The 24521-nt window shown below is 70.5% G+C and carries 16 protein-coding genes and 2 pseudogenes; 12 read left to right on the plus strand and 6 right to left on the minus strand.

Annotated features, from left to right (window positions below):
* The first annotated feature begins 65 nt into the window (after nt 1–65).
* The 3 genes from TR48_RS07840 to TR48_RS07850 are packed head-to-tail and all read left to right on the plus strand — an operon-like array spanning nt 66 to nt 4324.
* Nucleotides 66–2234, plus strand: a complete 2169-nt coding sequence (locus tag TR48_RS07840) for an MMPL family transporter (RefSeq protein ID WP_084728996.1) — start codon at nt 66–68, stop codon at nt 2232–2234.
* Nucleotides 2235–2912, plus strand: a complete 678-nt coding sequence (locus tag TR48_RS07845) for a response regulator transcription factor (RefSeq protein ID WP_042365217.1) — start codon at nt 2235–2237, stop codon at nt 2910–2912.
* A complete protein-coding gene (locus TR48_RS07850; protein WP_084728998.1) occupies nt 2909–4324 on the plus strand; it encodes a sensor histidine kinase in 1416 nt (471 codons plus the stop codon). Before TR48_RS07845 ends, TR48_RS07850 begins: the two co-directional genes overlap by 4 nt.
* A 516-nt stretch (nt 4325–4840) precedes the next feature.
* Here TR48_RS07850 and TR48_RS07855 read toward each other — a convergent pair.
* Nucleotides 4841–6264: pseudogene (locus tag TR48_RS07855) on the minus strand (NAD-dependent succinate-semialdehyde dehydrogenase).
* Nucleotides 6265–6446: 182 nt separating this feature from the next.
* Complete coding sequence (locus tag TR48_RS07860; RefSeq protein WP_236652062.1) at nt 6447–7895, minus strand: PucR family transcriptional regulator; 1449 nt, start codon at nt 7893–7895, stop codon at nt 6447–6449.
* Nucleotides 7896–8604: 709 nt separating this feature from the next.
* Between TR48_RS07860 and dnaK the strand changes: the two genes are divergently transcribed.
* From dnaK to TR48_RS07900, 8 genes are read left to right on the plus strand one after another with little or no spacing between them, the layout of a single operon-like run.
* Entirely contained in the window at nt 8605–10521 is a 1917-nt protein-coding gene (dnaK, locus tag TR48_RS07865; protein ID WP_042365218.1) for a molecular chaperone DnaK, read from the plus strand.
* 10 nt (nt 10522–10531) lie between these two features.
* The gene (locus TR48_RS07870) at nt 10532–11116 is read left to right on the plus strand and encodes a nucleotide exchange factor GrpE (protein ID WP_042365219.1); all 585 of its coding nucleotides are present in this window, start codon (nt 10532–10534) and stop codon (nt 11114–11116) included.
* 6 nt (nt 11117–11122) lie between these two features.
* The gene (locus TR48_RS07875) at nt 11123–12052 is read left to right on the plus strand and encodes a DnaJ C-terminal domain-containing protein (protein WP_042365220.1); all 930 of its coding nucleotides are present in this window, start codon (nt 11123–11125) and stop codon (nt 12050–12052) included.
* The gene (locus tag TR48_RS07880) at nt 12052–12420 is read left to right on the plus strand and encodes a chaperone modulator CbpM (RefSeq protein WP_174501679.1); all 369 of its coding nucleotides are present in this window, start codon (nt 12052–12054) and stop codon (nt 12418–12420) included. The genes TR48_RS07875 and TR48_RS07880 overlap by 1 nt, the downstream gene beginning before the upstream one ends.
* Nucleotides 12411–15050 carry an ATP-dependent chaperone ClpB gene (clpB, locus tag TR48_RS07885; protein WP_042365221.1) on the plus strand — a complete coding sequence of 880 codons (2640 nt, stop codon included), beginning with the start codon at nt 12411–12413 and terminating at the stop codon, nt 15048–15050. The genes TR48_RS07880 and clpB overlap by 10 nt, the downstream gene beginning before the upstream one ends.
* The gene (gene trxA / locus TR48_RS07890; protein WP_042365222.1) at nt 15047–15493 is read left to right on the plus strand and encodes a thioredoxin; all 447 of its coding nucleotides are present in this window, start codon (nt 15047–15049) and stop codon (nt 15491–15493) included. The genes clpB and trxA overlap by 4 nt, the downstream gene beginning before the upstream one ends.
* A 5-nt stretch (nt 15494–15498) precedes the next feature.
* On the plus strand, nt 15499–15762 hold the full coding sequence (locus tag TR48_RS07895; RefSeq protein ID WP_042365223.1) for a UBP-type zinc finger domain-containing protein: 264 nt from the start codon (nt 15499–15501) through the stop codon (nt 15760–15762).
* A complete protein-coding gene (locus TR48_RS07900; RefSeq protein WP_042365224.1) occupies nt 15762–17543 on the plus strand; it encodes an FAD-dependent oxidoreductase in 1782 nt (593 codons plus the stop codon). The genes TR48_RS07895 and TR48_RS07900 overlap by 1 nt, the downstream gene beginning before the upstream one ends.
* Nucleotides 17544–17715: 172 nt before the next feature.
* On the opposite strand, the gene TR48_RS07905 is transcribed toward TR48_RS07900, so the two are convergent.
* Nucleotides 17716–18825 (minus strand): hypothetical protein, encoded by a 1110-nt coding sequence (locus TR48_RS07905; RefSeq protein ID WP_152627850.1) that lies wholly within the window; start codon nt 18823–18825, stop codon nt 17716–17718.
* Between the two features lie 430 nt (nt 18826–19255).
* On the minus strand, nt 19256–19876 hold the full coding sequence (locus TR48_RS07915; RefSeq protein WP_236652063.1) for a DUF1931 family protein: 621 nt from the start codon (nt 19874–19876) through the stop codon (nt 19256–19258).
* 239 nt (nt 19877–20115) lie between these two features.
* Here TR48_RS07915 and TR48_RS07920 point away from each other — a divergent pair.
* Nucleotides 20116–22295 (plus strand): annotated as a pseudogene (locus tag TR48_RS07920) (FUSC family protein).
* Between the two features lie 108 nt (nt 22296–22403).
* Here the strand turns inward: TR48_RS07920 and TR48_RS07925 are convergent.
* Nucleotides 22404–23033 carry an NADPH-dependent F420 reductase gene (locus tag TR48_RS07925; protein ID WP_042365226.1) on the minus strand — a complete coding sequence of 210 codons (630 nt, stop codon included), beginning with the start codon at nt 23031–23033 and terminating at the stop codon, nt 22404–22406.
* Nucleotides 23034–23578: 545 nt separating this feature from the next.
* Nucleotides 23579–24478 carry a LysR family transcriptional regulator gene (locus TR48_RS07930; protein ID WP_042365227.1) on the minus strand — a complete coding sequence of 300 codons (900 nt, stop codon included), beginning with the start codon at nt 24476–24478 and terminating at the stop codon, nt 23579–23581.
* Nucleotides 24479–24521: the final 43 nt, after the last annotated feature.

The following is a 24521-nucleotide window of genomic DNA, read 5'->3' on the forward strand; positions in this document are numbered from 1 at the left end:
AAGCTGCCGGTAAGCCGGCGGTTCCTAGCCTCGCGGTTGAGCGATCGCGCTCCCGAGGAGGAACTGTGGAACCGTTGCGCAGGTGGGTGATCCGGCACCGGGTGCTGGTGCTGGCGGCCTGGCTGGTCGTCACCGTGGCCGGCGTCGTCGTGGCGCCGAGCGTGTCGAGTCGGCTGGTGCCGGGAGTTCACACGAACGGGTCGGCCTACGCGGCCGATACGCGGATCGCCGCGCAGTACGGCGGTGCTACCTCTGACCCGGGCGTGCTGGTGCTCGGGCTGCCGCCGGGCGAGACGGTGGGCGCCGCAGCTGTCGGCGCTCAACTACGGGCGGTGGACGCTGCTATCACCAGGGCCGCTCCGCAGCTCCGGCTGGTCTCGTACGCGTCGACCGGCGCCCGGGCACTCGTCGGGACCGGCGGCGCCAGCACCATCGTGCTGGCCTATCCGCCCCACGACGGCGATGACATGACGACCGACCAGGTCGACACGTTGACCGCGGCGGCCAAGGCCGCAGTGCCCTCGCTGAGTGTGAACGGCACGAGCGTGCGGGCACTGGAGGCCGGAAACGCGGCTTCGGGCGGAAACTCGACGGTCACCAGCGAACTCGTCTTCGGAGCGGTCGGCGCGCTGATCGTGCTGGTCTGGGTGTTCGGGTCGCTGCTGGCCGCGCTGCCCATCATCATGGCGCTGATCTCGGTGCTGACGATGCAGCTGCTGATCTACGGACTGACCTACCTGATGCCGTCGTCCTCGCCTCTGAACCCGGCGGTGCAGTACATCGTGGCACTGCTCGGTCTGGGCCTGTCGATCGACTACTCGCTGCTGGTGGTCACGCGCTGGCGGGAGGAACGCGCCTCGGGCAGGAGCAATGACGAGGCGGTGCGGGCGGCGGTCGAGCGCGCCGGGCACTCGGTGTGGTTCAGCGGTCTGGTCGCCTCACTCGGCCTGTTCGCGCTGATCGTCGTGCCGAACTCGGTGGTGCGCGGGATCGGCGTTGCCGGGTTGTTCATTCCGTCGACGGCGACGCTGGTCGCGCTGACGCTGCTGCCGGCACTTCTGTCGAAGGTCGGTGCGCGGGTGGACTGGCCCCGGCGGCGCTCGGCGGGCGCGGCGAGCCGATTCTGGACCTGGTGGGCCGGCCGGGTGATCCGGTTCCGGGTGCTCGCCGCCGTTGTGGGTCTCGGGATCCTCGGCACGCTCGCCGGTGTTGCCGCGACGATCGACATCGGCCTGCCGACCACCTCCCATCTGGCCGGCAGCGGTGCCTACACCGACGGCCTGCGCGCGCTGGAGGCGGACGGCTTCCCCTCCGGGACACTGACCACGGTCCCGGTGTACCTCCCGCACGCGGCGGATGCCGCCTCGGTCGCCTCCTCGCTGGACTCGGTGGCGAGCGTGCGCGGCGCCGTCGCTCCCGCCGGAATCCCTTGGCAGCAGGGCGGGAGTGCGATGGTGTTCGTCATCCCGCAGCACGAGGTGGGCACCTCGCTGGGCGGGACCTCGCTCGCCGACCTCCAGCACACGGTTCCGCGCGGCGTACTCGTCGGAGGCGAGGGTGCGGTCAACATCGATCTGACCAACTCCACCTACGGCGCGTTCCCGGGCCTGTTCGCCGTCGTCGCGCTCGTGACGTTCCTTCTGCTCGCGCGTGGCCTGCGCTCGATCGTGCTGCCGGCGAAGGCGGTGCTGCTGAACATCGCGTCGGTCGCCGCGTCCTACGGCATGCTGGTGCTCGTCTTCCAGCACGGCTTCGGGATGCAGACCCTTTGGGGTGCGCGCGGCTACGGCTCGGTGGACACGCTCGCACCGGTGCTGATCTTCGGGTTCCTGTTCGGGGTCTCGATGGACTACGAGGTGTTCATCCTCGCCCGGGTCCGTGAGGGCTACCAGCGCACCGGCTCCACGGGGGAGGGGCTCGTCGAGGGGATCTCACGGACCGGACGCCTGGTCACCAGCGCCGCGCTGATCCTCTTCCTCGCGCTCGCCTCGCTCTCCACGGCCAACGACATCACCGTGCGGCAGATCGCCGCGGGCCTGGCCTGCGGGGTGCTGCTGGACGCCGTGGTCGTGCGGATGCTGCTGCTTCCCGCACTGGTCTCGTTGCTGGGCCGGCTGAACTGGTGGATGCCACGGAGCGCCGCCCGGCTGCTGAGGATCAAGGAGGAGGCGCCCGGGCCTACGTCCGAGCAGGAGCAGGAGCGTACCGCGATCCCGATCGGGGATGCTGGTTAGATGCGCGTGCTGGTGGTCGAGGACGAACCGGACATGGCCGAGTCACTCGCGTGGGGACTGGAGGCCGAGGGTTACGTCGTGGATGTCGCGTTCAACGGCACCGACGGGCTGTGGAAGGCCCGCGAGACGTCCCCCGACGTGATCATCCTGGACGTGATGCTGCCCGGCATGGACGGCTACCAGATCTGCCGGGCCCTGCGTGAGCAGGGCCGGTGGACCCCGATCCTGATGCTCACCGCCATGGACGAGGACCTCGACCACGCCGAGGGGCTCGACAGCGGGGCCGACGACTACCTGGCCAAGCCCTTCTCCTACCCGGTGCTTCTCGCGCACCTGCGCGCGCTGACCCGGCGCGCCATGGGAGCCAGGCCGACGGTGCTCACCACCGTCGGCCTGGCGCTGGACCCGGCCAGCCGCACGGTGACCCGCGAGGGCGAGGCACTGGATCTGACCGTCCGCGAGGTCGCGGTCCTCGAACACCTGCTGCGCAACGCCGGACGGGCGGTGTCCAAAACCGAACTGCTGGAGCACTGCTGGGACGTCAACTTCGAGGGCGGACCCTCCGTGGTCGAGGTCCACGTCCACCGGCTGCGGCGCAAGCTCGAGGCGGGCGGCAGCCCTCCGGTCATCGAGACGGTGCGCGGCCAGGGCTACCTGATCCGTCTGGTGGACCGGTGAACGGCCCGGCGGCCGGAGAGCCCGGCGCGGTAGGACCGCGCCCGGGCCCGCACACTGCCCGCGCGGGCAGTGTGCGGGCCCGGGTCACCGCGGTCGCCGGACTCGCGCTCACGCTGGCCGTGGCCCTCGGACTCGTGCTGCTGTACCTCCTTCAGACCGGCTCGGCGCACCGGACCACGGACGACCAGCTGCGTACCTACGCCGCACAGATCGAGCAGTCCGGCCAGGCGGGGGCCTGGCCGCGCCCGTTGCCGCCTTTCGCCCTGGACGCGAACGCCCAGGCCCAGGTCCTCGCCCCGGACGGTACGGTGTTGGCGGCCACCCACGCCCTGGACGGCATCGGCGCCCTCTACACGTTGGCCCCCGGCTCGGACACGCTGGTGCGTCAGAAGGCCGCCCCGGCGCTGTCCGGCGAGGTGCGCGCCGTCGGGACCAGGGCGACCGTGGACGGACGGCCGGTGGACGTCGTCGTCTTCACCACCACCGACCTGCTCGCCCAGGTCAACGAGACCTTCGCCCGGCTGCTGCTGATCGGCCTGCCGGTCATCCTGCTGCTGGCCTGCGGCACCGTCTGGCTGGTCGTGGGCCGGGCGCTGCGTCCCGTCGAGCGGATCCGCCGCTCGGTCACCGAGATCACCGCCGCCGACCTTTCCCGACGGGTCCCCGAACCGGCCGCCCGCGACGAGGTCGGTCAGCTCGCCCGCACCATGAACGACATGCTCGCCCGGCTCGACGACTCGGCCACGAGGCAACGGCGGTTCGCCGCCGACGCCTCGCACGAACTACGCAGCCCGCTTGCGGCGATCCGCACCTCGCTCGAGGTGGGCCTCGCACACCCGGACACCGCACCCTGGCCGCAGATCGCTCAGCGTGCAGCCCGTCAGTCCGCCCGCCTGGAGAAGCTCGTCCAGGAGCTGCTGCTGCTCGCCAGGAGCGACGACCGGCAGTTGGTCGCGCACCGGGCCCCGGTGGATCTCGCCGAATTGATCGAGGAGATCCGCGCGACGACCCCGTCCCCCCGCGTGGAGGTCGCGACTGCGGGCCACGCGCCGGGGGAGCCGGTGGTGCTCGGCGACCGGGAGCACCTGGGCCGGATGGTGCGCAACCTCGTCGACAACGGGGTCCGCTTCGCCCGGCACACTGTCCTGATCGCCGTAAGGGCCCTGCCGAGCGGAGAGCTCGCCATCGAGGTGACCGACGACGGGCCGGGCATTCCCGCCGAGGAGCGCGAACGCGTCTTCGCCCGCTTCGTCCGCCTGGACACCAGCCGCGAACGCGCGAGCGGATCGAGCGGCCTGGGCCTCGCGATCGCGAAGGAGATCGCCACGGCACACGGCGGGCACATCACCATCGCCCAGGCCCCGAGCGGCGGCGCACTGGTCAGGGTCACCCTGCCACGTGCCGCCGATTGAGCGTCCCGGGCGGAGGGGCCACGCAACCGGCGTAGGTCGATGCGGGCGCAAGCAGACCGAAAGGTCGCGGCTCCCAGCGTGACGGTAGGGACCTGTTCGCGCCGCGCTGTACGCCGGCTCGACCCCCTGGACGGCGACGGCCCGATGAACCGCCCCATCACCCGACCCTCGCACGAGCGCCGCCGAGCACAAGTCGGCGGTAGTCCGGGTCGCCGCGGTGGTAGTTGACTGCTCGCCAACCGGTGCTGCCGACCTTGACCAGGGGTGGCGGGGTCAGCAGGAGCCCGATGACGGTTCATGGCGGCGGTGCGCGACGCCACCGCCGACCTGTTCCCGAATGCCGGTCTTCCGGGGCCGGGGATGGTCCAGCGGCCGAAGAGGTGCTGCGACTCGGCGGCGGAAAGCGCGTTGCCGAAGCCGAGGCGGAACTGCTTGGGTCACGATGCCGCTCGAACGCCGGCCTGTCCCACCCCCGAACACCGGCTCGCCGCTGGGTCGCGGTCGGCTGCTCGCGGGTCAGCCCAGCACTTCTCCGATCGGGGCGTCGGCGTCCACGTAGCGCACGAGTTTGCGGTTTGCGAATTCCACGATGCCCACATCGCCGAGTTCGCGACCGTAGCCGGAGCGCTTGATGCCGCCGAAGGGCAGCTCCGGACGGGACGCGGTCGGGTGGTTGATCCACACCATGCCCGCCTCCAGCCGGTCCGCGACCCGGCGGGCACGCTCCGGATCGGCGGCGAAGACCGCGCCTCCCAGGCCGTAGGGGGAGGCGTTGGCCAGTGCCACGGCCTCATCCTCGTCAGCGACCCGGTAGACCGTGGCGACGGGACCGAAGAGCTCTTCCCGGTAGGCCCGCATGTCCGGTGTGACATCGGTGAGCAGGGTTGGCTCCACGAAGGCGCCCGGCAGTTCGGGCCGCCCGCCGCCCAACACGACCGTGGCTCCCTTGTCCGCCGCGTCACGAACCTGCTCCAGCAGTAGGTCGGCCGCAGCCTCGGAGGACATCGGGCCGAGCGTGGTGGCGGGTTCGAGCGGATCTCCCGGTTGCAGTTCGCTCAGCCGGTCACGCAACCCGGTGAGAAAGGCCTCGTAGACATCGGCAAGGGCGATGAAGCGCTGGCCGCCACGCAGCACTGCCCGGTGTTGCCCATCCGTCCGAGGAACGCGGCGTACACGGTGCGCTCGAGGTTGTGGCCGTCCAGCACGATGAATGGATCACTGCCACCCAGCTCGAGGACGGACTTCTTGACATTGCGGCCGGTGGTCTCACCCAGGCTCACGCCCGCCCGCTCGCTTCCGGTCAGTGACGCTCCCTGCACGCGAGAGTCGTCGATGATCTTCCCGACGTCTCTGCCCCGCACAAAAAGATTCGTGTAGACCCCGCTCGGCACACCCGCATCCGTGAACAGTCGTTCAAGTGCCAGTGCGGACTGGGGACAGCTACTCGCGTGCTTGAGCAGGATCGTGTTGCCGAGGACGAGGTTGGGAGCCGCGAATCGGGCTACCTGGTACAGCGGAAAGTTCCACGGCATCACGCCGAGAAGGACGCCGAGCGGTTCGTTCACCAGCACAGCCGTGCCCTCGGGCACCGGCAGCGATCGCTCCTCCAGCAGCTCGGGGCCGTGCTCGCCGTAGTAGGTGAGGATGTCGGACGCGAGGTCGACCTCTGCGCGGCTTGAGTTGATCAGCTTGCCGACCTCAAGTGTCAGGAGGTGCGCCAGTTCCTCCTTGCGCTCCCTCATGAGCCGGCCGGCGCATTGCATGTGGGCCCCCCGGTCGGCCGTCGACCGGGCACGCCAGTTCGGAAAGCTACGGTGGGCCGCGTCGATCGCGCGCCCCACCTCCTCCGCGCTCAGCGCCGGGAACTCACGAAGCCTTTCACCGGTGTACGGGTTGACCGTGGCGATGGGGTTGCCCTGGGCAGTGACATGGGCGTCCATGACGCCTCCCTGGAGTCGGGGCACATCGGGTTCCGCGCCGGGACCTGCTCACACCTGCCGAGGCTGTTCCGCTTCGCCGGGGTCCCGCCGGCAGAACCGAACGGAATGGGTCCGGCGGCGGGAAACCCCGGCGGCGCAATCCTCGACGTCTGTGGTGCAGCTACCCGTACAGGTGGTCGCATTCAGCATCGCCCGCCCAGGATGATCTTCCAGACGCGCGTTGCCACCTGCAGATTGAGCCGCGTGTCCACATCCGCGAGGTCGTGGTCGCTGATCTCGCGAATGCGCTGCAGTCGGTAGCGCAGGGTGCTGCGGTGGACGGTCAGCGCGGCGGCCGCATCGTCGTAGTTGCCTCCGCAGTCGAAGTAGCGCGAGAGTGTCTCCACCAACTCCGTGTTGTGCTCGGCGTCGTAGTCGATCAGCCGGCCAAGCCACTCTCGCACGAAGAACTGCAGCTCCCGGAGATCGTTGCCGGGCCCCAGGATCCGGTACAGCCCCAGATCGTCGAAGAAGGTCGTCCCGCTACGTTGGCGGGAGTTCTGACGCACTTCCAGCGCCCGTAGTGCTTCCAGGTAGCAGCGATGAATGTCGCTCGGTGAGACGCTTCGAGTGCTCACCCCGATCGCTCCCTCGGGCGTCCCCAGTTCCTGGGCCAGCGCCGCATGCACGGCAGGTTCGTTGGGCCTCGCTTCGGACAGCACGACCACTCGGTCGCCGCGACGGGTGATCAGCGGACGGATCGCTGCGGTGGCCATCGCTCGCTCGACAGCACGGGTGCAGGAGTCGTCTGCGGCGTTGCCCGGCCAGTGCACCACGACCACGTAGTGAGGACGTCGCAGGTCATGGCCGAGGGCTTCGGCTCGGGTGTAGGCGTCCGTGTCGTCAGCCCCTTCCAGCAGGTCGTCCATCAGCTGACGGCGCAGACGCAGTTCGACCGCGGTGAGTTCGCGCACACGCAGGAGTTCCTGGGCAAGTGACCGCAGAGCGTGATCCAACGCGAACATCGTGTGCTCGTTGGCCGTCGCTTCCGGGTCCTCGAGGGCGAGTACGCCGAGGAGGTCGCCGCGCGGCTGGGCCAGGACGATCAGCCGGTCCCTGACTTTGACCGGACCCGCCTCGCGCGCGACCCGCCGAAGCATCTCCTCCTGGTCGGACGCGGAGCGCACCGGATAGGGGTCGGGCCGACCGGGACCCGACCAGGACCTCAGGTTGCCGAACCGGTCTTCGATGAGCGAGGGCAGCCCGGTGAGCTCGTACAGCGCTTGGGCGATGGCGTCCTCGCCACCGCCCAGGGCGGCCACGTGGGCGAGGGACTCGTGCACGGTCGTCTGAAAGTGCAGCTCAGAGCGCACTGTGTCCAACTGCTGCAGTGCGGTGTCCCGTTCGCTGCGGAGTCGGCTCAGCTCGTCGGCCGGGTCGTGCCGCGCGGGGCGCCGGACCGCCAGTGAGACGGCTGCCGCCGTGAGCTCCACAAGGGTCGAGAGGAGGAAGTACCCCTGCTCACCGGGGTCGGAGTGGGAGGAGACCACGATGCAGCCGAGCCGACCGCCGAGCCCGTGCAGGCCGAACGCCCAGTTCCAGAAGCGCCCGGGAAGAGGTGCGGGGCCGTCAGCCTCGCCCGCCTCCTCCATCCGTGCGTCGTCGACCGTCGGTGCTCCCGCGTCATCGAGGAAGACGCGGGACAAGCCGTCGCCCGTCCCTAGATATCCGGCCTCTACGTGGTAGGGGCCGAGGGTGCTGACGTGTCGCATGGCCGACCGCACGATCTCACTCTGCTCCACGCAGGTGAACAGCGTGTGGGACAGCGCCAGCAGCCCGTGTGGGTCCAGCGCCGCGAGTCGGGGGGCGTGCTGTTCGGTGCCCCCGGTGTTGCTCGCGTGGCCGGTCACCGCCTCGTGGGAAACGTGAGCGGACAGCCTTTGTGACGGAGGGGAGGCCATAGATCACTCCGTTCTCCTCCGGTCATCGGAGGTGACCGAGCGACTCGTGGGTCCGTGCCTACCCAGCCTGGGCTAAATCAACCGGTTTGTTCGAGTTTACGGCTTGTTCTCGTGGACCGATCAAGTGTGTCGCTTTCTGACCTGCCGGGTGCAGGTGGCGCGCGCCGCTCTCGTGCCAGTCTGGGTCTTTCACGGATCGTCGGACGCGCCGCCAGCCGTGGGAGCACCTTTCGATCAGGGGTTTCCCGTTGTGAGGAGGGCGGCCGTCGGACGGAGTGCGACTTCGGGCTGCTGAACTGGCTGGGCGCGAGCAGCCGAGGAAAGGCCCCCGGTCACCCCGGCAAGTGCGCGAGCCCGAACGACTCCGAGGGAGAACGGGCCGTCGCGGAAGGAGTTCCTCATGGCCAAGGCAGTAGGGATCGACCTCGGCACCACGAACTCGGTGATCGCCGTGTGGGAGGGTGGCGAGCCGACGGTTGTCCCCAACAGCGAGGGCAACCGCACCACGCCGTCCGTGGTGGCCTTCACCGACGCCGGCGAGCGCCTGGTGGGCCAGCTGGCCCGCCGCCAGGCGATCCTCAACCCCAAGGGCACCATCTACTCGGCCAAGCGGTTCATCGGCCGACACTTCGACGAGATCTCCGAAGAGGCCAGGGCGGTCGCGTACGACGTGGTCGAGGGAGACGGCGGCGCCGCCCGGTTCAAGGTGCGCGACAAGCTCTACGCGCCCGAGGAGATCAGCGCGCAGGTGTTGCGCAAGCTCGCCGACGACGCCTCCAAGCAGTTGGGGGAGCGGGTCACGGAGGCGGTCATCACGGTGCCCGCCTACTTCAACGACGCCCAGCGCACCGCCACCAAGGACGCCGGACGGATCGCCGGCCTTGAAGTGCTGCGGATCATCAACGAGCCGACCGCGGCCGCCCTCGCCTATGGCATGGACAAGAAGCAGCACGAGACGGTACTCGTCTTCGACCTGGGCGGTGGCACCTTCGACGTCAGCATCCTCGACGTCGGCGACGGGGTGGTGGAGGTGCGGTCCACGGCGGGCGACAGCCATCTGGGCGGCGACGACTTCGACCGACGGCTGGTCGATCAGCTCGCCGAGGGCTTCCAGAAAGAGAACGGCATCGACCTGCGCAAGGATCCGCAGGCTCTGCAGCGACTCTTCGAGGCCGCCGAGAAGGCCAAGACAGAGCTCAGCTCGGTGACCCAGACGCAGGTCAGCCTGCCGTTCATCACGGCCGACGCCTCTGGCCCCAAGCATCTGACCACGACGATCATGCGGTCCACGTTCGAGCAGATCACCGGCGACCTGGTGGAGCGTTGCCTGGGCCCGGTGCGCCAGGCCATGGACGACGCCAAGGTCAGTGACAACGACATCGACGAGGTCATCCTCGTCGGCGGCTCCACCCGCATCCCTGCCGTCCAGGCCCTGGTGCGGAGGCTGACCGGCGGCAAGGAACCCAACATGAGCGTCAACCCCGACGAGGTCGTGGCGATGGGCGCCGCGATCCAGGCCGGGGTCCTCAAGGGCGAGGTGAAGGATGTCCTGCTGCTCGACGTCACCCCGTTGTCGCTGGGCGTGGAGACACGCGGCGGCGTGATGACGAAGATCATCGAGCGGAACACCACCATTCCGGTGCGCCGCACCGAGACCTTCTCCACCGCCGAGGACAACCAGCCCGCCGTCGACGTCGTCGTCCTGCAGGGCGAGCGTGAGAGGGCTGCGGACAACCGGGTCCTGGGTCGCTTCCAGCTCACGGACATCCGCCCCGCGCCGCGCGGTGAGCCGCAGATCGAGGTCATCTTCGACATCGACGCCAACGGCATCCTCAGCGTCACCGCGCGGGACAAGGACACGGGGAAGGAGCAGAGCATCACCATCAGTGAGAGTTCCAACCTCGACCGCAGCGAGGTGGAACGGATGGTCCAGGAGGCGGAGAGCAACCGCGGCCAGGACCAGGCCCTGCGCGAGGCGGTCGACGCCCGGAACGAACTGGATGCCATCGCCTACCAGGTCGAAAAGCGCCTCGGAGAGCTCGGCGACGCCGCCCCCGCACACGAGAAGGCCCGCGCCGAGATGCTCGTGGCCGAGGCTCGCGAGGCGGTCAAGAACGAGGCCGGGGTGGACAAGGTCCGGCCACTGACCTCCGAACTCCAGCAGGTTTTCGCGGGGCTGACGGCCCACCAGGCGGGAGCCGCCGCAGGCGGTCCGGCGGGCACCGGCTCACCGGATGGATCCGGCCCCGGCGCGGCCGCACCGGGGGGTTCCGGGGGCGACGACGATGTGATCGACGCCGAGTTCGACAAGGGCTGAGGTGCCCGCCATGCCCGTCCCACCCCGAGACCGAGAGCCCGACCCGCCGCCGGAGGGCGCCGAAAAGCCGCCGCGTGAGGACCTGGCGAAGCCTGCACCGCCCACCGAGGGGGCCGAGCGGGCGCCCGACGCCGCAGCCGGTACCGCCACACCCGAGGACGCATACGCGGCCGCGCTGCGAGAAGCCGAGGACCGGTGGCGTCGCACTCTGGCCGACCTCGACAACCTGCGCAAACGCCATGCCAAGGAGCTGGAGCGGCAGGCCGCGTCCGAAAGCGCCCGTACAGCCGCGGCCTTCCTGCCCGTCATCGACAACCTGGAACTGGCCCTGAGCCACGCGGCCGCCGACCCCGGCGCGATCGTCGAAGGCGTCCGGGCCGTGCGTGACCAGGCCGTGAACGTCCTGGAGCGGCTGGGCTACCCGCGCCACGCAGAAACGGGCGTGTCGTTCGACCCGGCACAGCACGAGGTCGTCGGCGTGGTCCAGGATCCCGACGCCGAGCCGAACACCGTGGTCCAGGTGCTGCGACCCGGTTACGGGGAGGCCGAGCGGCAACTGCGGCCTGCCGCTGTCACCGTGGCCAAGCGGGAGTGACCGTCCATGGCACGCGACTTCTACGAGGTGCTCGGCGTTTCACGCACCGCCGACCGGGACGAGATCCAGCGGGCCTACCGCACCCTGGCCCGCAGGTACCACCCCGACGTCAACAAGGACCCCCAGGCGGAGGAGCGGTTCAAAGAGATCAACGAGGCCTTCAGCGTCCTGTCCGATCCGGAGCAGCGAGCCCGGTACGACCGCTTCGGCGAGGACTTCCGGAAGGTTCCGGAGGACTGGGAGGAGCGGGTCGCCGCCGGCGGCGGAGCCGGCGGTGGCTTCCGGTGGAGCGCGGGCGGCGGTCCCCGGGTGCGGTACTCCTCGGCAGGCTTCGGGGGCGAGCGGGTCGACGTGGAGGATCTGTTCGGCTCGCTGTTCGGCGGCGCCGGGCGCGTGCCCGGAGCCGACCAGGAGGCCGAACTGCCGCTCACCGTCGAGGAGGCATACCGGGGCGGCCGCCGTACGGTCGCCCTCGCCGGGCCGACCGGGCAGCGTCGCTACCAGGTCGACGTGCCGCCCGGCACGACCGACGGGCAGCGCATCCGGCTGGCCGGGGAGGGCGGCCGTGGGGGTGGCGACGACGCTCCCGCCGGGGACCTGTACCTCAGGGTGCGCATCCAGCCGCACCCCGAGTTCCGACTCGAGGGCCGGGACGTCCACGTGAGGCTTCCGGTCACCCCCTGGGAGGCGGCGCTGGGCGCGACCGTGCCGGTGCGCACGCCGAGCGGCGCCACGGCGAAGGTGACCGTGCCCGCCGGCTCCTCCAGCGGACGGCGTCTTCGGCTGCGCGGCGAGGGCATGCCGAACCCGCGCGGCGCGAACGGAGACCTGTACGCGGAGTTGCGGATCATGGTGCCACCCCGGTTGAACGACCGGGAGCGCGAACTGCTGGAGGAACTCGCCGCCGTCTCCTCGTTCGACCCCAGGAGAACCTGATGAGCGACCGACCGGCCAAGGCCCGCCCGTCCCACGCACGCACGACCGAGGTGGGCGTGCGGTACGCGATCGTGCCCGTGCCCAGGCTCTCCCTGGAGACCGTGGCCCGCCGCTCCGGCCTCCATCCCGACCTGGTCCGTCGGTTCGTCGCCCTCGGACTGGTGGACGCCGTCCCTGACGCCTCCGGACGGCTGGTGTTCGACCCGACGGCCCCGGCTGCCCTGGCCCGCGTCCAGCGGTTGCGCACCGGGCTGTGCCTGAACTACGCATCCCTCGGTCTGGTGCTCGACCTGCTCGACCGCATCAGCCTGCTCGAAGCCGCGCTGCGGCGTGCAGGCATGAGGAGTGATCTACCGCCATGGACATGAACCGCCTGACCCAGAAGTCACAGGAAGCCCTGCAGGAGGCCCAGAGCGCCGCCGGCCGCCTGGGCCACACCGAGGTCGACGGCGAACATCTGCTGCTCGCCCTCCTCGACCAGGAGGAGGGCCTGATCCCGCGGCTGCTGCAGCAGGCGGGCACCGAGCCCGAGGAGTTGCGCGCGGCCGTACGCGAGGACCTCTCCCGCCGGCCCAAGGTGACCGGCCCGGGCGCGGCGCCGGGCCAGGTCTTCGTGACCCAGCGCCTGGCCCGGCTGCTGGACGAGGCCGAGCGGGAGGCCAAACGCCTCAAGGACGAGTACGTGTCCGTGGAACACCTGCTGCTCGCGCTGGTGGAGGAGGGCTCGGCGACCGCTGCCGGGCGGCTGCTGAAGGAGCACGGCGTGACCCGGGACTCGTTCCTCGGCGCGCTCACCCAGGTCCGGGGCAACCAGCGCGTGACCTCCGCCAACCCCGAGGTGGCCTACGAGGCCTTGGAGAAGTACGGCCGGGATCTCGTCGCCGAGGCCAGGACCGGGCGGCTCGACCCCGTCATCGGCCGGGACGCCGAGATCCGCCGCGTCACCCAGATCCTCAGCCGCAAGAGCAAGAACAACCCCGTCCTGATCGGCGACCCCGGCGTCGGCAAGACCGCCATCGTCGAGGGCCTCGCCCAGCGCATCGTCCGCGGCGACGTGCCAGAAGGACTTCGCGACAAGATCGTGTTCGCCCTCGACATGGGCTCCTTGGTCGCCGGCGCGAAGTACCGCGGTGAGTTCGAAGAACGCCTCAAGGCGGTACTGAGCGAGGTCAAGGCCGCCCAGGGGCGCATCCTGCTCTTCGTCGACGAGTTGCACACCGTCGTGGGTGCCGGCGCGGCCGAAGGGGCCATGGACGCGGGCAACATGCTCAAGCCCATGCTCGCCCGTGGCGAGCTCCACATGATCGGCGCCACCACGCTCGACGAATACCGCAAGCACATCGAGAAGGACGCCGCGCTCGAACGCCGCTTCCAGCAGGTCCTGGTCGACGAACCCAGCGTGGAGGACACCATCTCCATCCTGCGCGGCCTGCGCGAACGCCTGGAGGTCTTCCACGGCGTGAAGATCCAGGACACCTCGTTGGTCGCGGCGGCGACGCTTTCCCACCGCTACATCACCGACCGCTTCCTGCCCGACAAGGCCATCGACCTCGTCGACGAGGCGTGCGCCCGGCTGCGTACCGAGATCGACTCCATGCCCGCCGAACTCGACGAGATCACCCGCCGCGTCACCCGCCTGGAGATCGAGGAGGCAGCCCTGTCCAAGGAGACCGACCCCGCCAGCAGGACCCGTCTGGAGGAACTGCGCAGGGAACTGGCCGACCTGCGCGGCGAGGCCGACGCCAAACGCGCCCAGTGGGAGGCCGAACGGCAGGCGATCCGTCGTGTGCAGGAACTGCGCCAGGAGCTGGAGCAGGTCCGCCACGACGCGGAGGAGGCGGAACGCGCCTACGACCTCAACCGCGCCGCGGAGCTCCGCTACGGCCGCCTCCAGGACCTGGAGCGCCGACTCGCGGCAGAGGAGGAGCAGTTGGCGGCCAAGCAAGGGCAGAACCGGCTGCTGCGCGAGGTCGTCACCGAAGAGGAGATCGCCGAGATCGTCGCCGCCTGGACCGGCATCCCCGTCGCGCGTCTCCAGGAGGGCGAACGCGAGAAACTGCTGCGCCTGGACGAGATCCTGCGCGAGCGCGTCATCGGCCAGGACGAGGCCGTCAAGCTCGTCGCCGACGCCATCATCCGCGCCCGCTCCGGGATCCGCGACCCTCGCCGCCCCATCGGCTCGTTCATCTTCCTCGGCCCCACCGGCGTGGGGAAGACCGAGCTGGCCAAGACCCTCGCCCGGGCCCTGTTCGACTCCGAGGAGAACATGGTCCGCCTCGACATGAGTGAGTACCAGGAGCGGCACACCGTCAGCCGGCTCATGGGGGCCCCGCCCGGGTACGTCGGCTACGAGGAAGGCGGCCAGCTCACGGAGGCCGTACGCCGCAAGCCGTACTCGGTCGTGCTGTTCGACGAGATCGAGAAGGCGCACACCGATGTCTTCAACACCCTGCTGCAGATCCTCGACGACGGCCGCATCACCGACGCCCAGGGCCGCACCGTCGACTTCCGCAACACCGTGATCATCATGACGTCCAACATCGGCTCCGAGCACCTCCTCGACGGCGCCACCGCCGAGGGCGAGATCAAGCCGGACGCCCGCGCCCTGGTGATGGGCGAGCTGCGTGGGCACTTCCGCCCGGAGTTCCTCAACCGCGTCGACGACATCGTGCTGTTCAGGCCGCTCGGTGAGCGGCAGATCGAGCGGATCGTGGAGCTGCAGTTCGACGAGCTGCGCCGCCGCCTCGCCGAGCGGCGCATTAGTGTCGAACTCACCCCTGCAGCACGTCAGTTGATTGCGCATCAGGGATACGACCCGGTGTACGGGGCCCGGCCGCTGCGACGCTACATCTCCCACGAGGTCGAGACACTCGTCGGGCGCGCCCTGCTGCGCGGCGACGTCCAGGACGGCGCCAAGGTCCGCGTCGACGCCGATCACGAAGAACTGGTGGTCACCTACGACCAGCCCGAGGACGTGAAGGGAGCGAGGGCGGCATGAGCACCGTGCAAGCCAGCAACGTCACCTGTCCGCACTGCGGGCGCACCAACCGGGTGCCGGCTGTCGCCGAGGGCCGCCCCAGATGCGGCAACTGCAAGCAGCCGCTGCCGTGGATAGCCGACGCCGGCGACGACGACTTCACCGAGGTCGTCGAGCAGTCCACGGTGCCCGTCGTCGTCGACCTGTGGGCCACCTGGTGCGGCCCCTGCCGCATGGTGAGCCCCGCGCTGGAGAAGGTCGCCACTGACCTCGCGGGAAAGATCAAACTGGTCAAGGTCGACATCGACAGGAATCCGCGCCTGGCGCGACGGTTCGAGGTCCAGGCGGTACCGACGCTGCTGGTCCTCGAGCAGGGCGAGACCGTCGCCCGGCAGGCGGGGGCTGCGCCCGCTCCCGCTCTGCGCCAGTGGGTGGAACAGTCGATCACGGCCCGGGAAGGGTGATCCGAATGACTGTGTACGCAGACCCCCACCTCGCGCTGGTCCGGCCGGTCCAGCCGCTGACCCCCCAAGGGTGTCAGGAATGTCTGCTGCTGGGCTCCCCGTGGGTCCATCTCCGGCTCTGCCTGACCTGCGGCCACGTCGGCTGCTGCGATTCCTCGCCGAACCGGCACGCCCGCCGTCACGCCGGCGCCGACGGCCATCCGATCGTGGCGTCGCTGGAGCCCGGCGAGGACTGGCGCTGGTGCTTCGTCCATGAGGCGTTCGTGTGATGTCCGGCGACCAGACGTGGCCGGGCGCGGCGCCTGTGGCGGACGAGCCGGGGGAGAGCGTTCCCTTCGAGACGCCCGACGTCTGCGGCGCCTATCCCCGCCTGTCGGACGACCAGATGGCCCGCCTGGGGCAGCAGGGCCGGCAGCGCGCGGTTGACGCCGGTGATGTGCTGATTCGGGAGGGGGAGCGGTGCGAGACGTTCTACGTCGTCCTCAGTGGCTCGGTCGCCATCGTCGAGGGCTACGGCACGCCCGACGAACACGTGTTGCGGGTGCACGGCCCGGGCCGCTTCATCGGCGAACTCGGACTTCTGAACGGACAGGTGGCCTTCTACACCGCCGTGGTCAGGGACCCCGGCGAGATCCTCGCCCTGTCCATGGATCAACTCCGTGACCTGGTGTCCCGGGACTCCACCCTCGGTGATGTGGTGCTGCGCGCATGCTTGGGCCGCCGTGCGCTGCTCGTCGGGCAGGGCGCCGGTTTCCGCATCATCGGCTCGCGCTACTCGCCCGACACCCGGCGGCTGCGCGAGTTCGCGGCCCGCAACCGGCTGCCGCACCGCTGGATCGATCTGGAGACGGACGAGGAGGCCGAGGCGCTGCTGCGGCGCTTCGGGGTCGGTCCGGAACAGACGCCGCTGGTGATCTGGCGGGACAGGACCTTGCTGCGCAATCCGAGCAACGCCGAACTGGCCCGGTTCATCGGTCTGGCGCCCCTGCCGTCGGGCAACGGCCGCCGCGATGTCCTGATCATCGGCTCCGGTCCGGCCGGTCTCGCCGCCGCGGTGAACGCCGCCTCGGAGGGCCTCAGCACGACCGTGGTGGAGGCGCTGGCCACCGGCGGCCAGGCCGGGACGTCCTCCCGCATCGAGAACTGCTTCGGCTTCCCCTCCGGCATCTCCGGCGCCGAACTCACCGAGCGCGCTGTGCTCCAAGCCGACAAGTTCGGCGCCCGGATCAGCGTGCCTTCGGAGGCGGCCCGGCTCGAACAGCGCGACGGCCACTACGCCGTTGGCTTCGCCGACGGCAGCGAGTTCACCGCACGTACCGTCGTCCTGGCCACCGGCGCCCACTACCGCCGCCTCAATGTACCCGGCATCGAGCCGTTGGAGGGTGCGAGCGTCCACTACTCGGCGACCCTCTTCGAGGCCCAGCAGTGCGGCGCCGACCCGGTGGCGGTCGTCGGCGGCGGCAACTCCGCGGGCCAGGCCGTGCTCTTCCTGGCTGGGCACGCGCCGCAGGTGTATTTGCTCGTCCGCGGGCCGAGCCTCGAGGCTCACATGTCCCGCTACCTGATCGATCAGATCGGGCGCCACCCGCGGGTGCGCGTGCTGCTGCACACCGAGGTGACCGAGGTACTCGGCGACAAGGCGCTGGAGGCGGTCACCGTGGTCGACCACCGCACGGGTGAGCACCGCCAGCTCGCGGTGCGGGCCCTGTTCGTCTTCACCGGTGCCGACCCCCACACCGACTGGCTGTCCGGCGCGCTCGCCCTGGACGCGCGCGGCTACGTGCTCACCGGCGCGGAGGCGCAGGCCTGCTCAGTTCCCGAGCTGTGGCAGAGCCAGGGCCGCGACTGCCTGACGCTGGAGACCAGCATGCCGGGCGTTTTCGCCGCCGGCGACGTCCGCAGCGGCTCGGTGAAGCGCGTGGCCTCCGCGGTCGGCGAAGGCGCGATGAGCATCCACTTCGTGCACCGCTACCTGGGCCACACGGCCGCGCCCGGTGGCACCGACAGCTCCCCGCACACCCGTCCGAAGGAGTCCGCTTGGCTTGCCTGACATCCCGGACCGCGCCCCCAGGCGCGGCCCCCTCGGCGGATGTCACGGCACCTGACGTTCAGGTGTCGGCCCGCCACCCTGCGGATACCTCTCATACCTGGTCCTCGGTCTCCAGACCGCGGAACCCGGGCGGAAACGGCCGGGCCATGTGCTCGGCCGTCATCCGCACTGGCTAATCGCCGCTGTCGGACCAGGTGGTGTCCTGCCGTTGCCCCAGCCGCTGGCGCTCCCCGTAGGCCGCCTGCCGCACCACCTGATCGTGTTCCAGCCCCGCGCCCAACGCACCGCCCACCGTACCCATGGACGTGATGAACCATGCGAGGGACAGGTAGTAGGCCGCGCCGGGTTCGTGCCCGAGAACCGGGGCCAAGGCGCCTGGCGCCAGTAGGAGCGGTGCCGTGAGAGCGATGAGCACGTACAGCGCGGCGTAGAGGAAGGAGATCCCCAAGTAGAGGGTGACGACCGTGGCCACGTTGTAAAGCCGGGCCTGATGCTGGGCCAGACTCCCCTGCGGACGCTCCCACAGTTCGTGGTCGATCACGAGCCAGGCCACCACAGCGGTGATGGACAGGAAGGTGAGCGCCAAGGAGCGGATCGGACCGAGATGGCGGCTGACGTTCCAGACGTCGCTGCTCAGCAGGCCGAAGGAGGCCGTCGCGAAGACGACGGCAAGGACCCTGGACAAGCCGGTGAAGAGCCGCCACGGCCGGTTGGCCCGCACCATTCCGGCGAGCAGGCGCAGCATCCCGCTGCGGCCCGGCAGCACGAGGTATCGCTCCCCTCCGCCCGGCCGCCGCACCTCCTCATCCCGGGCCGACGTCGGTCCGGCGGCCGCGGCGAGGAGTTCGGAGACGGCGTACACCGCTGCGTCGCGCACCTGACCGGAGACCCGGAACCACCCGAGCGAGGGTAGAGAAATCAGGGCGACGCGCTCAGGCGGGCTCACCATAAGAACGACGGGCCGGGCGTTGGCCCGATACGGCAGGTCCGTGACGAACAGGGCCAGATCCCAGGTTCCGCCCTCCAGCCGCCCGGTGAGCGCCCTCACCATGCTCGGCGCGTCTGCCTGCGCGGCGAGGGCGAGAGCACTGGAATTCACCGACACCCGCCAGTCCACGTCCACCCGGACGTCAACGAGATGGCCGACCAGATCAGCCTTAAGACGGCGCGCGACGTCGGTCGGCCAGCCCGGATCGGACATCAGAACGAGATCGAGCGTCATTCGTCCGGCCGGTTCCCCTTGTTCCAAGGTGATCATCATTCCGATGCGTTCGTCCGTCACCGATGGCAGTGAGCGCGAGTTCGGGGCCCGGCCGCGCTCATCGGGTGGGGGTGCTGCGCTGCTCGTCGTCAGCCACGCTAGGTCACACCGGACAGTCCCGCATGGTTTGCCGCGCCGCGCGTCGGCAGCACGCCACGGCCAGAGTGGCGACGGCTCGCAGACTGTGGCTGGTGTCCCCGACCTACGCCGCCTCCGCAACCTTGGGCGCGTTCTCGGCCGGCGCCTCCTCCTTGCAGCGGGCGCCCGCCCCCTCGGCTTGACCGCCCCTCAGCTCCCCAACCCGGACACCGCCGGCCTCTGGGCCTCGGAGCCCGCCAGCCGGGAAAAACCGCAACCCGCACCCCGCTACGACGTCGAGAAGACCGTCAAACGCAAACCCGCGCTCGAAGCCCACCTCGCCAAGATCGCGTCGGCCCCATAGAAATCAAGCTCAGAGCAGAAGGTCGAAGACAGCTCGGGCCTCGTCCCAATGCTGAGACTGGGGGTTCTTCAGCTCGGGGTGGAGGATCTTGAAGCTCTGAGCAAGTGCCAGGCTGAGTCCGCCGATGATGTCCGGGTAGACCGCCTCGGTCTCCTCGTCGGGCGTGCGGTCCAGCGCGGGGTGCGTGGCGAGCTGTTCCAGGATCGGCTTGAGTTCTACTTCTTGGTCGATCTTCTGGAAGTTGTGAATGCTCTCCTGCAGGCCTTTCGTGATCGGTAGGTCACTGGTCCGGATGATGTCGCGCCCGTTGGCCTTGGCTGCGGCCTGGGCGACGATCAGCAGATCGTAGAGCTTGGCGTCCACGAAGTCGCTGTAGCGCTTGAGATCGTTCTTGTGGACGTTCAGCCCTGCGGCCGCGCGGAAGAACCTTTCGAACCTGGCGATGGACATCACAGTCATGACGGCAACCTCCGACTGCCGGCGCCGCAGCGGCTCCCGGCCCTGGGTTTCCAACTCAGCCTGGCCGACCGGGGCGCGCGAACGCATGCGCATGCCGGGCCCAATTAGCCTCCCTGTGTTGCCCTGCCAGGCCGGGGCGTCCGACTGGGGCCAGTCGGACGGGTCGGCCACGAGGACGATGTCAGGCCTCTCATCGGTCGGTCAGGCAGTCCTCCGGGCCACGGTGACACCACCCCAGGTCATGCCGCCGACAGGGGACAACGGTCATGCCGGGCCCGGAGACCGAGAGCCCCGTTTCGGGGCCACGAAGAAGGTCTCGGAGTGTGCTCACCCACTGCCCTGTCCGCGAGGGTGCCCGGCGTCGCGCGGCGAAGGCGACCCGGCAGGGCGTTCCGGCTAGGCTCACATCCGTGACGTGGCTGCGGGCCTTCGGGGAGGTCGTGCGATCCGGGCTCACAATCGAGGAGACGCGGCTGGAGCCCCTGCTTGCGCTGCGCACGGCTGCTGGGGTGGCGATCGTCATCGGCCCGGCGCTGTGGCTGGTCTCTCCTGCGTATGCCGCGTCCGCCGCCCTCGGCGCCTACTCCGCGGGCGGGGCCACCTTCCAGCGCACCTGGCGTCCACGCAAGGTGATCGCGCTCGGCGCGGGCGCGGGTCTGGCGCTCAGCACCTTCGTGGGCTACCTGGCGGCGGGGCGACTCGTGACGTTCCTCCCCCTGCTGGCCGTATGGGCCTTTGCCGCGGGGATGGCGTGGGCCGTTGGATCGACCGCTGGGATCGTTGCAGCGACGACGGTCGGCAGCATGTTGGTGACCGTCACCCTGCCGACCAGCGTCGGGCGAGCCCTGGAGCACGCGGGGGTCATCGCGCTCGGAGGCGTGGTGCAGGCCCTGCTGATCTTGCTGTTCCCGATCCGCCGTTGGGGGGCGCATCGGGACGCGCTCGCTGACGCGCTCGCCGCCGTGGCGGACTACGCCCGCCGACTGCGGCACGACCCGACCGCCCCGTTCGACCCGGAGCCGTTGATGACGGCTCGGGACGCGGCCGCCGTGACGCCATCACAGGCCCGAACCCGCCCCCCGTCCTCCATGGCCCCCGGGGCCTCGCCGAGTGCATTCGGCCGGTCGTCGCCGCGCTCGCCGACCCGGACGTTGGCGCCCCGCCGGAGGGACCCGGCAGGGACCGCGCGCGGGAGTTGCTCAACGCGACCGCCGACGTCCTGGATGCGGCCGCCCGTTCGATCCGCCGTGGCACTCCCGTCGGCGTGCCGCCCGGGAGCGCGGAGGTGCTCCGCGTCGACGCGGAGCACGAGGTGCTGGAGGGGCCCGCCCGGCAGGCCGCCGAGCGGCTCGTGGAACTGGTCGGCGAGGTGTTGGAGATCGCCGGGAGCGGCGACCCCTCCAGGAAGACGCCTCCGCCGCCCAATGCTGCTAGCGGGGCCCCGTTCCTTGTGCGCCCGACGATGTTGCGGCTGCTCCCGGTCGTCGTCCGGGCGGTCCGCGGTGAGCTCCGCCGGGACTCGCCCGTGTTCCGGCACGCCGCCCGCCTGGCGGCGGTGGCCACGCTCGGCTATCTGATCGCCGCCCGGCTACCCGTGGCCCACGGCTACTGGGCGCCCCTGACCTCGGTGATGGTGATGCGGCCGGACTTCCACCGGACGTACGCGCGCGCGGTGGCCCGTCTCGCGGGCACCGTGGCGGGAGTCGCGCTCGGCACCGGGATGGTGCGGGCCTTGGGCCCGGACGCCCACGTGTTCGGCGCACTGGCGGTGATCTCGGCGGGCCTGTCGTACACGCTGATCCGTACCGGCTACGCCTACTCCCAGTGCTTCACTGCCGCGTACGTCGTCTTCCTGCTGGGCATGGGCGGCCACGCATGGGAGCAGACTGTCCCGGAGCGGGTGGTGCTCACCCTGCTCGGCGGCGGCCTGGCAATGCTGGCGTACCTGGTGTTCCCCGCATGGGAGACGCCCCGGCTGCCAGGCCGGCTTGCAGACTGGCTTGCCGCCAACGGCCGTTACGCGGCCGCGGTGCTCCGCAGCTACGCCGAACCGTCTCCGGAGCGTCGCGCCGACATGCGCAGGGCCCTGCTGGCGAGCAGGGAGGCACGCGCTGCCTGGCAGGAGGCTTACGATCGCGCAAGACGGGAACCGGTCCGCCCCAGGGGACTGACGTCGCGCGAGGCGCAGGAGGCGCAGGAGGCGCTCAAGCGCTTCGGCCGGGCGGCGATGCTCATGGAGAGCCACGTCCCGCGCGCCGACAATCGTTTCGTGCCCGAGGCGGAGCGGCTCGCCGAGGCCCTGGAGGCGGACACCGCGCAGGCGGCCGCCGACGTGCGCGAGCACAGGAACCCGGACTGGGGGCGCGTGGAGGAGGCGCTCCACGCATGGGAGGGCTCCGCGGCCAGGGACCGGAGCCCGGTGGCGCGGCGCGGGGCGGAACTGCAGAAACGGGCCTTGGAGGATCTCGCGACGGCCGTGAGCCGCACACCCCTGGAACGGGACGTCGGCTCCGCTCGCGAGGAGCAGCGCGTGCGGGCGGCCGAGGCGGCGGAAGACGACGGATCGGGACCCGTGCCCCAGAGTGTGTGACGAAGGCGGACGCGATCCTGCCCGCTACGCCGCGTGGTCTTGCCCGGCGGGGCCCGCTCGCGAGCGAACCGTGTCGGCCTGATGGTGCGACCGGGGGCGTGGTTCAGCTCAGTCGGTCGGGCCGAGGAGCTTCCATGCCGACCGCCAGGGCCAGCCAAGACGGGCGTTGAGGCTGATGTTCAGGTACGCCAGGTGTTCCAGGTGCCGGGCTGCGGACAGGGGACCGGCGTCGATGGGCCGGAAGCCCATCCCCTCAAGGAGGTCGCGGACGGCGGCCTTGGCCTGCTCGTCGTCGCCCGCATAAAACCCGTCGAGCGGGACCCCGTCAACCGTCGGGTCGGCCATCCGGGAAGCGAGCACGGTGTTGAATGCCTTGACGACCCTCGCACCTGGAAGTTGGGCCTGGATCTCCTCCGCTCCGGAGCGGTCGGTCACAGCGAGCCCGGAGAAGTCGGCGTTGATGGGGTTGGTCGCGTCGATCACCACCTTGCCCGCCGCGGCATCGCGGAGGGCAACGGTGACGTCGGGGACAGCACCGTATGGGACTGCGAGGATCACGAGTTCGGCACCCTGCGCCGCATCCGCAGCACTGTCCGCCGACCTCCCGCCGACCTCGTCAGCGAGCACACGTGCATGATCCTTGTCGCTCGCGCTGATGCTGACCTGGTGACCGGCTCGAACGGCGGTTCGCGCGAGTGCACCACCGACGTTCCCCGCTCCGACGATCGCGATGTTCATGACTATCCTCCCGACGGCGCGAGGCATAGGGATCCAGCCCGTCGAACGGCCGGGCGGGCCGCGCGTTCTCTGGCATTACATCCTCTGCCGGGAGGGGGAGCAGCCCAGAACCGCCAGAAGAATGACTCGCCGCCGCGGTGACCCGATCGGGAAACGCGCACGGAAAGGGCTCTGCGACGCACCGCCCTGGAACTCAAGGCCGACCTCACTCGCGGCACCGCCAGCGATTTCGTGTGGATGTGGGACGCCTTCGCCTCCCGTGCGGGGCGGGCCTTGGAACGGCTCGGCGCGTCGGGATATCCGCGAGTGCGAACGGATTCCACTCATGTTCTGACCCTGGCACGGGAGTTGAACCGGCTGGAGTTCGTGGGCGAGACGCTGCGGTGTGCGTTGGAAGCGCTGACGACGGCGGCCCCCGACTGGTTGCGTGACTGCCGGGTGGTGGACGCGTCCTGGCAGGATCGCTACGGGCCACGAGCGGACGGCGGTCGCAGGGAACCGGACAGACACCGCCGGCGGGAGACGCCCGGGTCGCGGCCCGGGCGTCACAGGGCGATGACGTGGAGGTCGACCAGGTCGAGCAGCGCCCGCAGGGCCGAGCTGGGCCGCCGGGTCGACGACGTCCCGAGATGCATGCTCCAGCGGAGCATGGTGCCGTGGACGTCCAGGACGTCCAAGACATGCAGGCCGGGGGTGCGGGCAACGACGAACGCGGGCAGGAAGGCGATGCCCAGACCGTGCCGGACCAGCGCCGCCCCCATGTCGATGTCGGGCACTTCCAGTGCCACCCGGCGTACGACGCCCGCCGCCGCGAACGCCCGGTCGACGACCTCGCGGTTGCCGTAGCCCGGCGGGAAGTCCACGAAGGGCTCCCCCGCGAGGTCCGCAAGTGCTACTGCCCCCCGCTGCGCGAGCGGATGGGCGGCGCTCACCACCAGGACGAGCGGCACGGTGGCCAGCTCCCGTGCGTCTATCCCGGCGGGTTTGTGCTCGGGGAGCGACAGGAAGGCCACGTCCAGGTCCCCGCTGAGCAGCGCTTGCGCCAGTCCCGCCGATCCGGTCGTCGCCAGCCGCAGCCGGACGTCGATCGCCGGATGCCGCGCGTGCAACTGCCCGAGGAGCGCAGGCAGGTCCACCACCTCGACCGAGGCCATGGCGCCCACGTTCACCGTGCCCCGCAGCGTGTCCTGTGCGGCGCGCACGGCGTCCTGGGCCGCCTGGGCGGCGTGCAGGGTGGCCCGAGCCTCCGGCAGCAGCGCCGCGCCCGCCCCGGTGAGCCGGACCTGCTGTGACGTGCGCTCGAACAGCGCGCAGCCGAGCTCGCGCTCCAGGGAGCGGATCGCGGCGGACACCCCCGACTGCACCACGTGCAGCCGACGGGCGGCACGCGTGAAACTCAGCTCCTCGGCGACCGCGATGAAGTGCTCCAGCTGACGTAGCTCCATAACGGGGAGTATCACTCGCATTGCTCGAGCCCAGCAAAAACAT

Source organism: Streptacidiphilus neutrinimicus, from assembly GCF_000787815.1.
Taxonomy (GTDB): domain Bacteria; phylum Actinomycetota; class Actinomycetes; order Streptomycetales; family Streptomycetaceae; genus Streptacidiphilus; species Streptacidiphilus neutrinimicus.

Bases quoted from the DNA above. Each gene is read 5' to 3' on its own strand.
- TR48_RS07845 (WP_042365217.1), top strand. From the start codon at position 2,235: ATGCGCGTGCTGGTGGTCGAGGACGAACCGGACATGGCCGAGTCACTC.
- TR48_RS07860 (WP_236652062.1), bottom strand. From the start codon at position 7,895: ATGGAGGAGGCGGGCGAGGCTGACGGCCCCGCACCTCTTCCCGGGCGC.
- dnaK (WP_042365218.1), top strand. From the start codon at position 8,605: ATGGCCAAGGCAGTAGGGATCGACCTCGGCACCACGAACTCGGTGATC.
- TR48_RS07870 (WP_042365219.1), top strand. From the start codon at position 10,532: ATGCCCGTCCCACCCCGAGACCGAGAGCCCGACCCGCCGCCGGAGGGC.
- TR48_RS07875 (WP_042365220.1), top strand. From the start codon at position 11,123: ATGGCACGCGACTTCTACGAGGTGCTCGGCGTTTCACGCACCGCCGAC.
- TR48_RS07880 (WP_174501679.1), top strand. From the start codon at position 12,052: ATGAGCGACCGACCGGCCAAGGCCCGCCCGTCCCACGCACGCACGACC.
- clpB (WP_042365221.1), top strand. From the start codon at position 12,411: ATGGACATGAACCGCCTGACCCAGAAGTCACAGGAAGCCCTGCAGGAG.
- trxA (WP_042365222.1), top strand. From the start codon at position 15,047: ATGAGCACCGTGCAAGCCAGCAACGTCACCTGTCCGCACTGCGGGCGC.
- TR48_RS07895 (WP_042365223.1), top strand. From the start codon at position 15,499: ATGACTGTGTACGCAGACCCCCACCTCGCGCTGGTCCGGCCGGTCCAG.
- TR48_RS07900 (WP_042365224.1), top strand. From the start codon at position 15,762: ATGTCCGGCGACCAGACGTGGCCGGGCGCGGCGCCTGTGGCGGACGAG.
- TR48_RS07925 (WP_042365226.1), bottom strand. From the start codon at position 23,033: ATGAACATCGCGATCGTCGGAGCGGGGAACGTCGGTGGTGCACTCGCG.
- TR48_RS07930 (WP_042365227.1), bottom strand. From the start codon at position 24,478: ATGGAGCTACGTCAGCTGGAGCACTTCATCGCGGTCGCCGAGGAGCTG.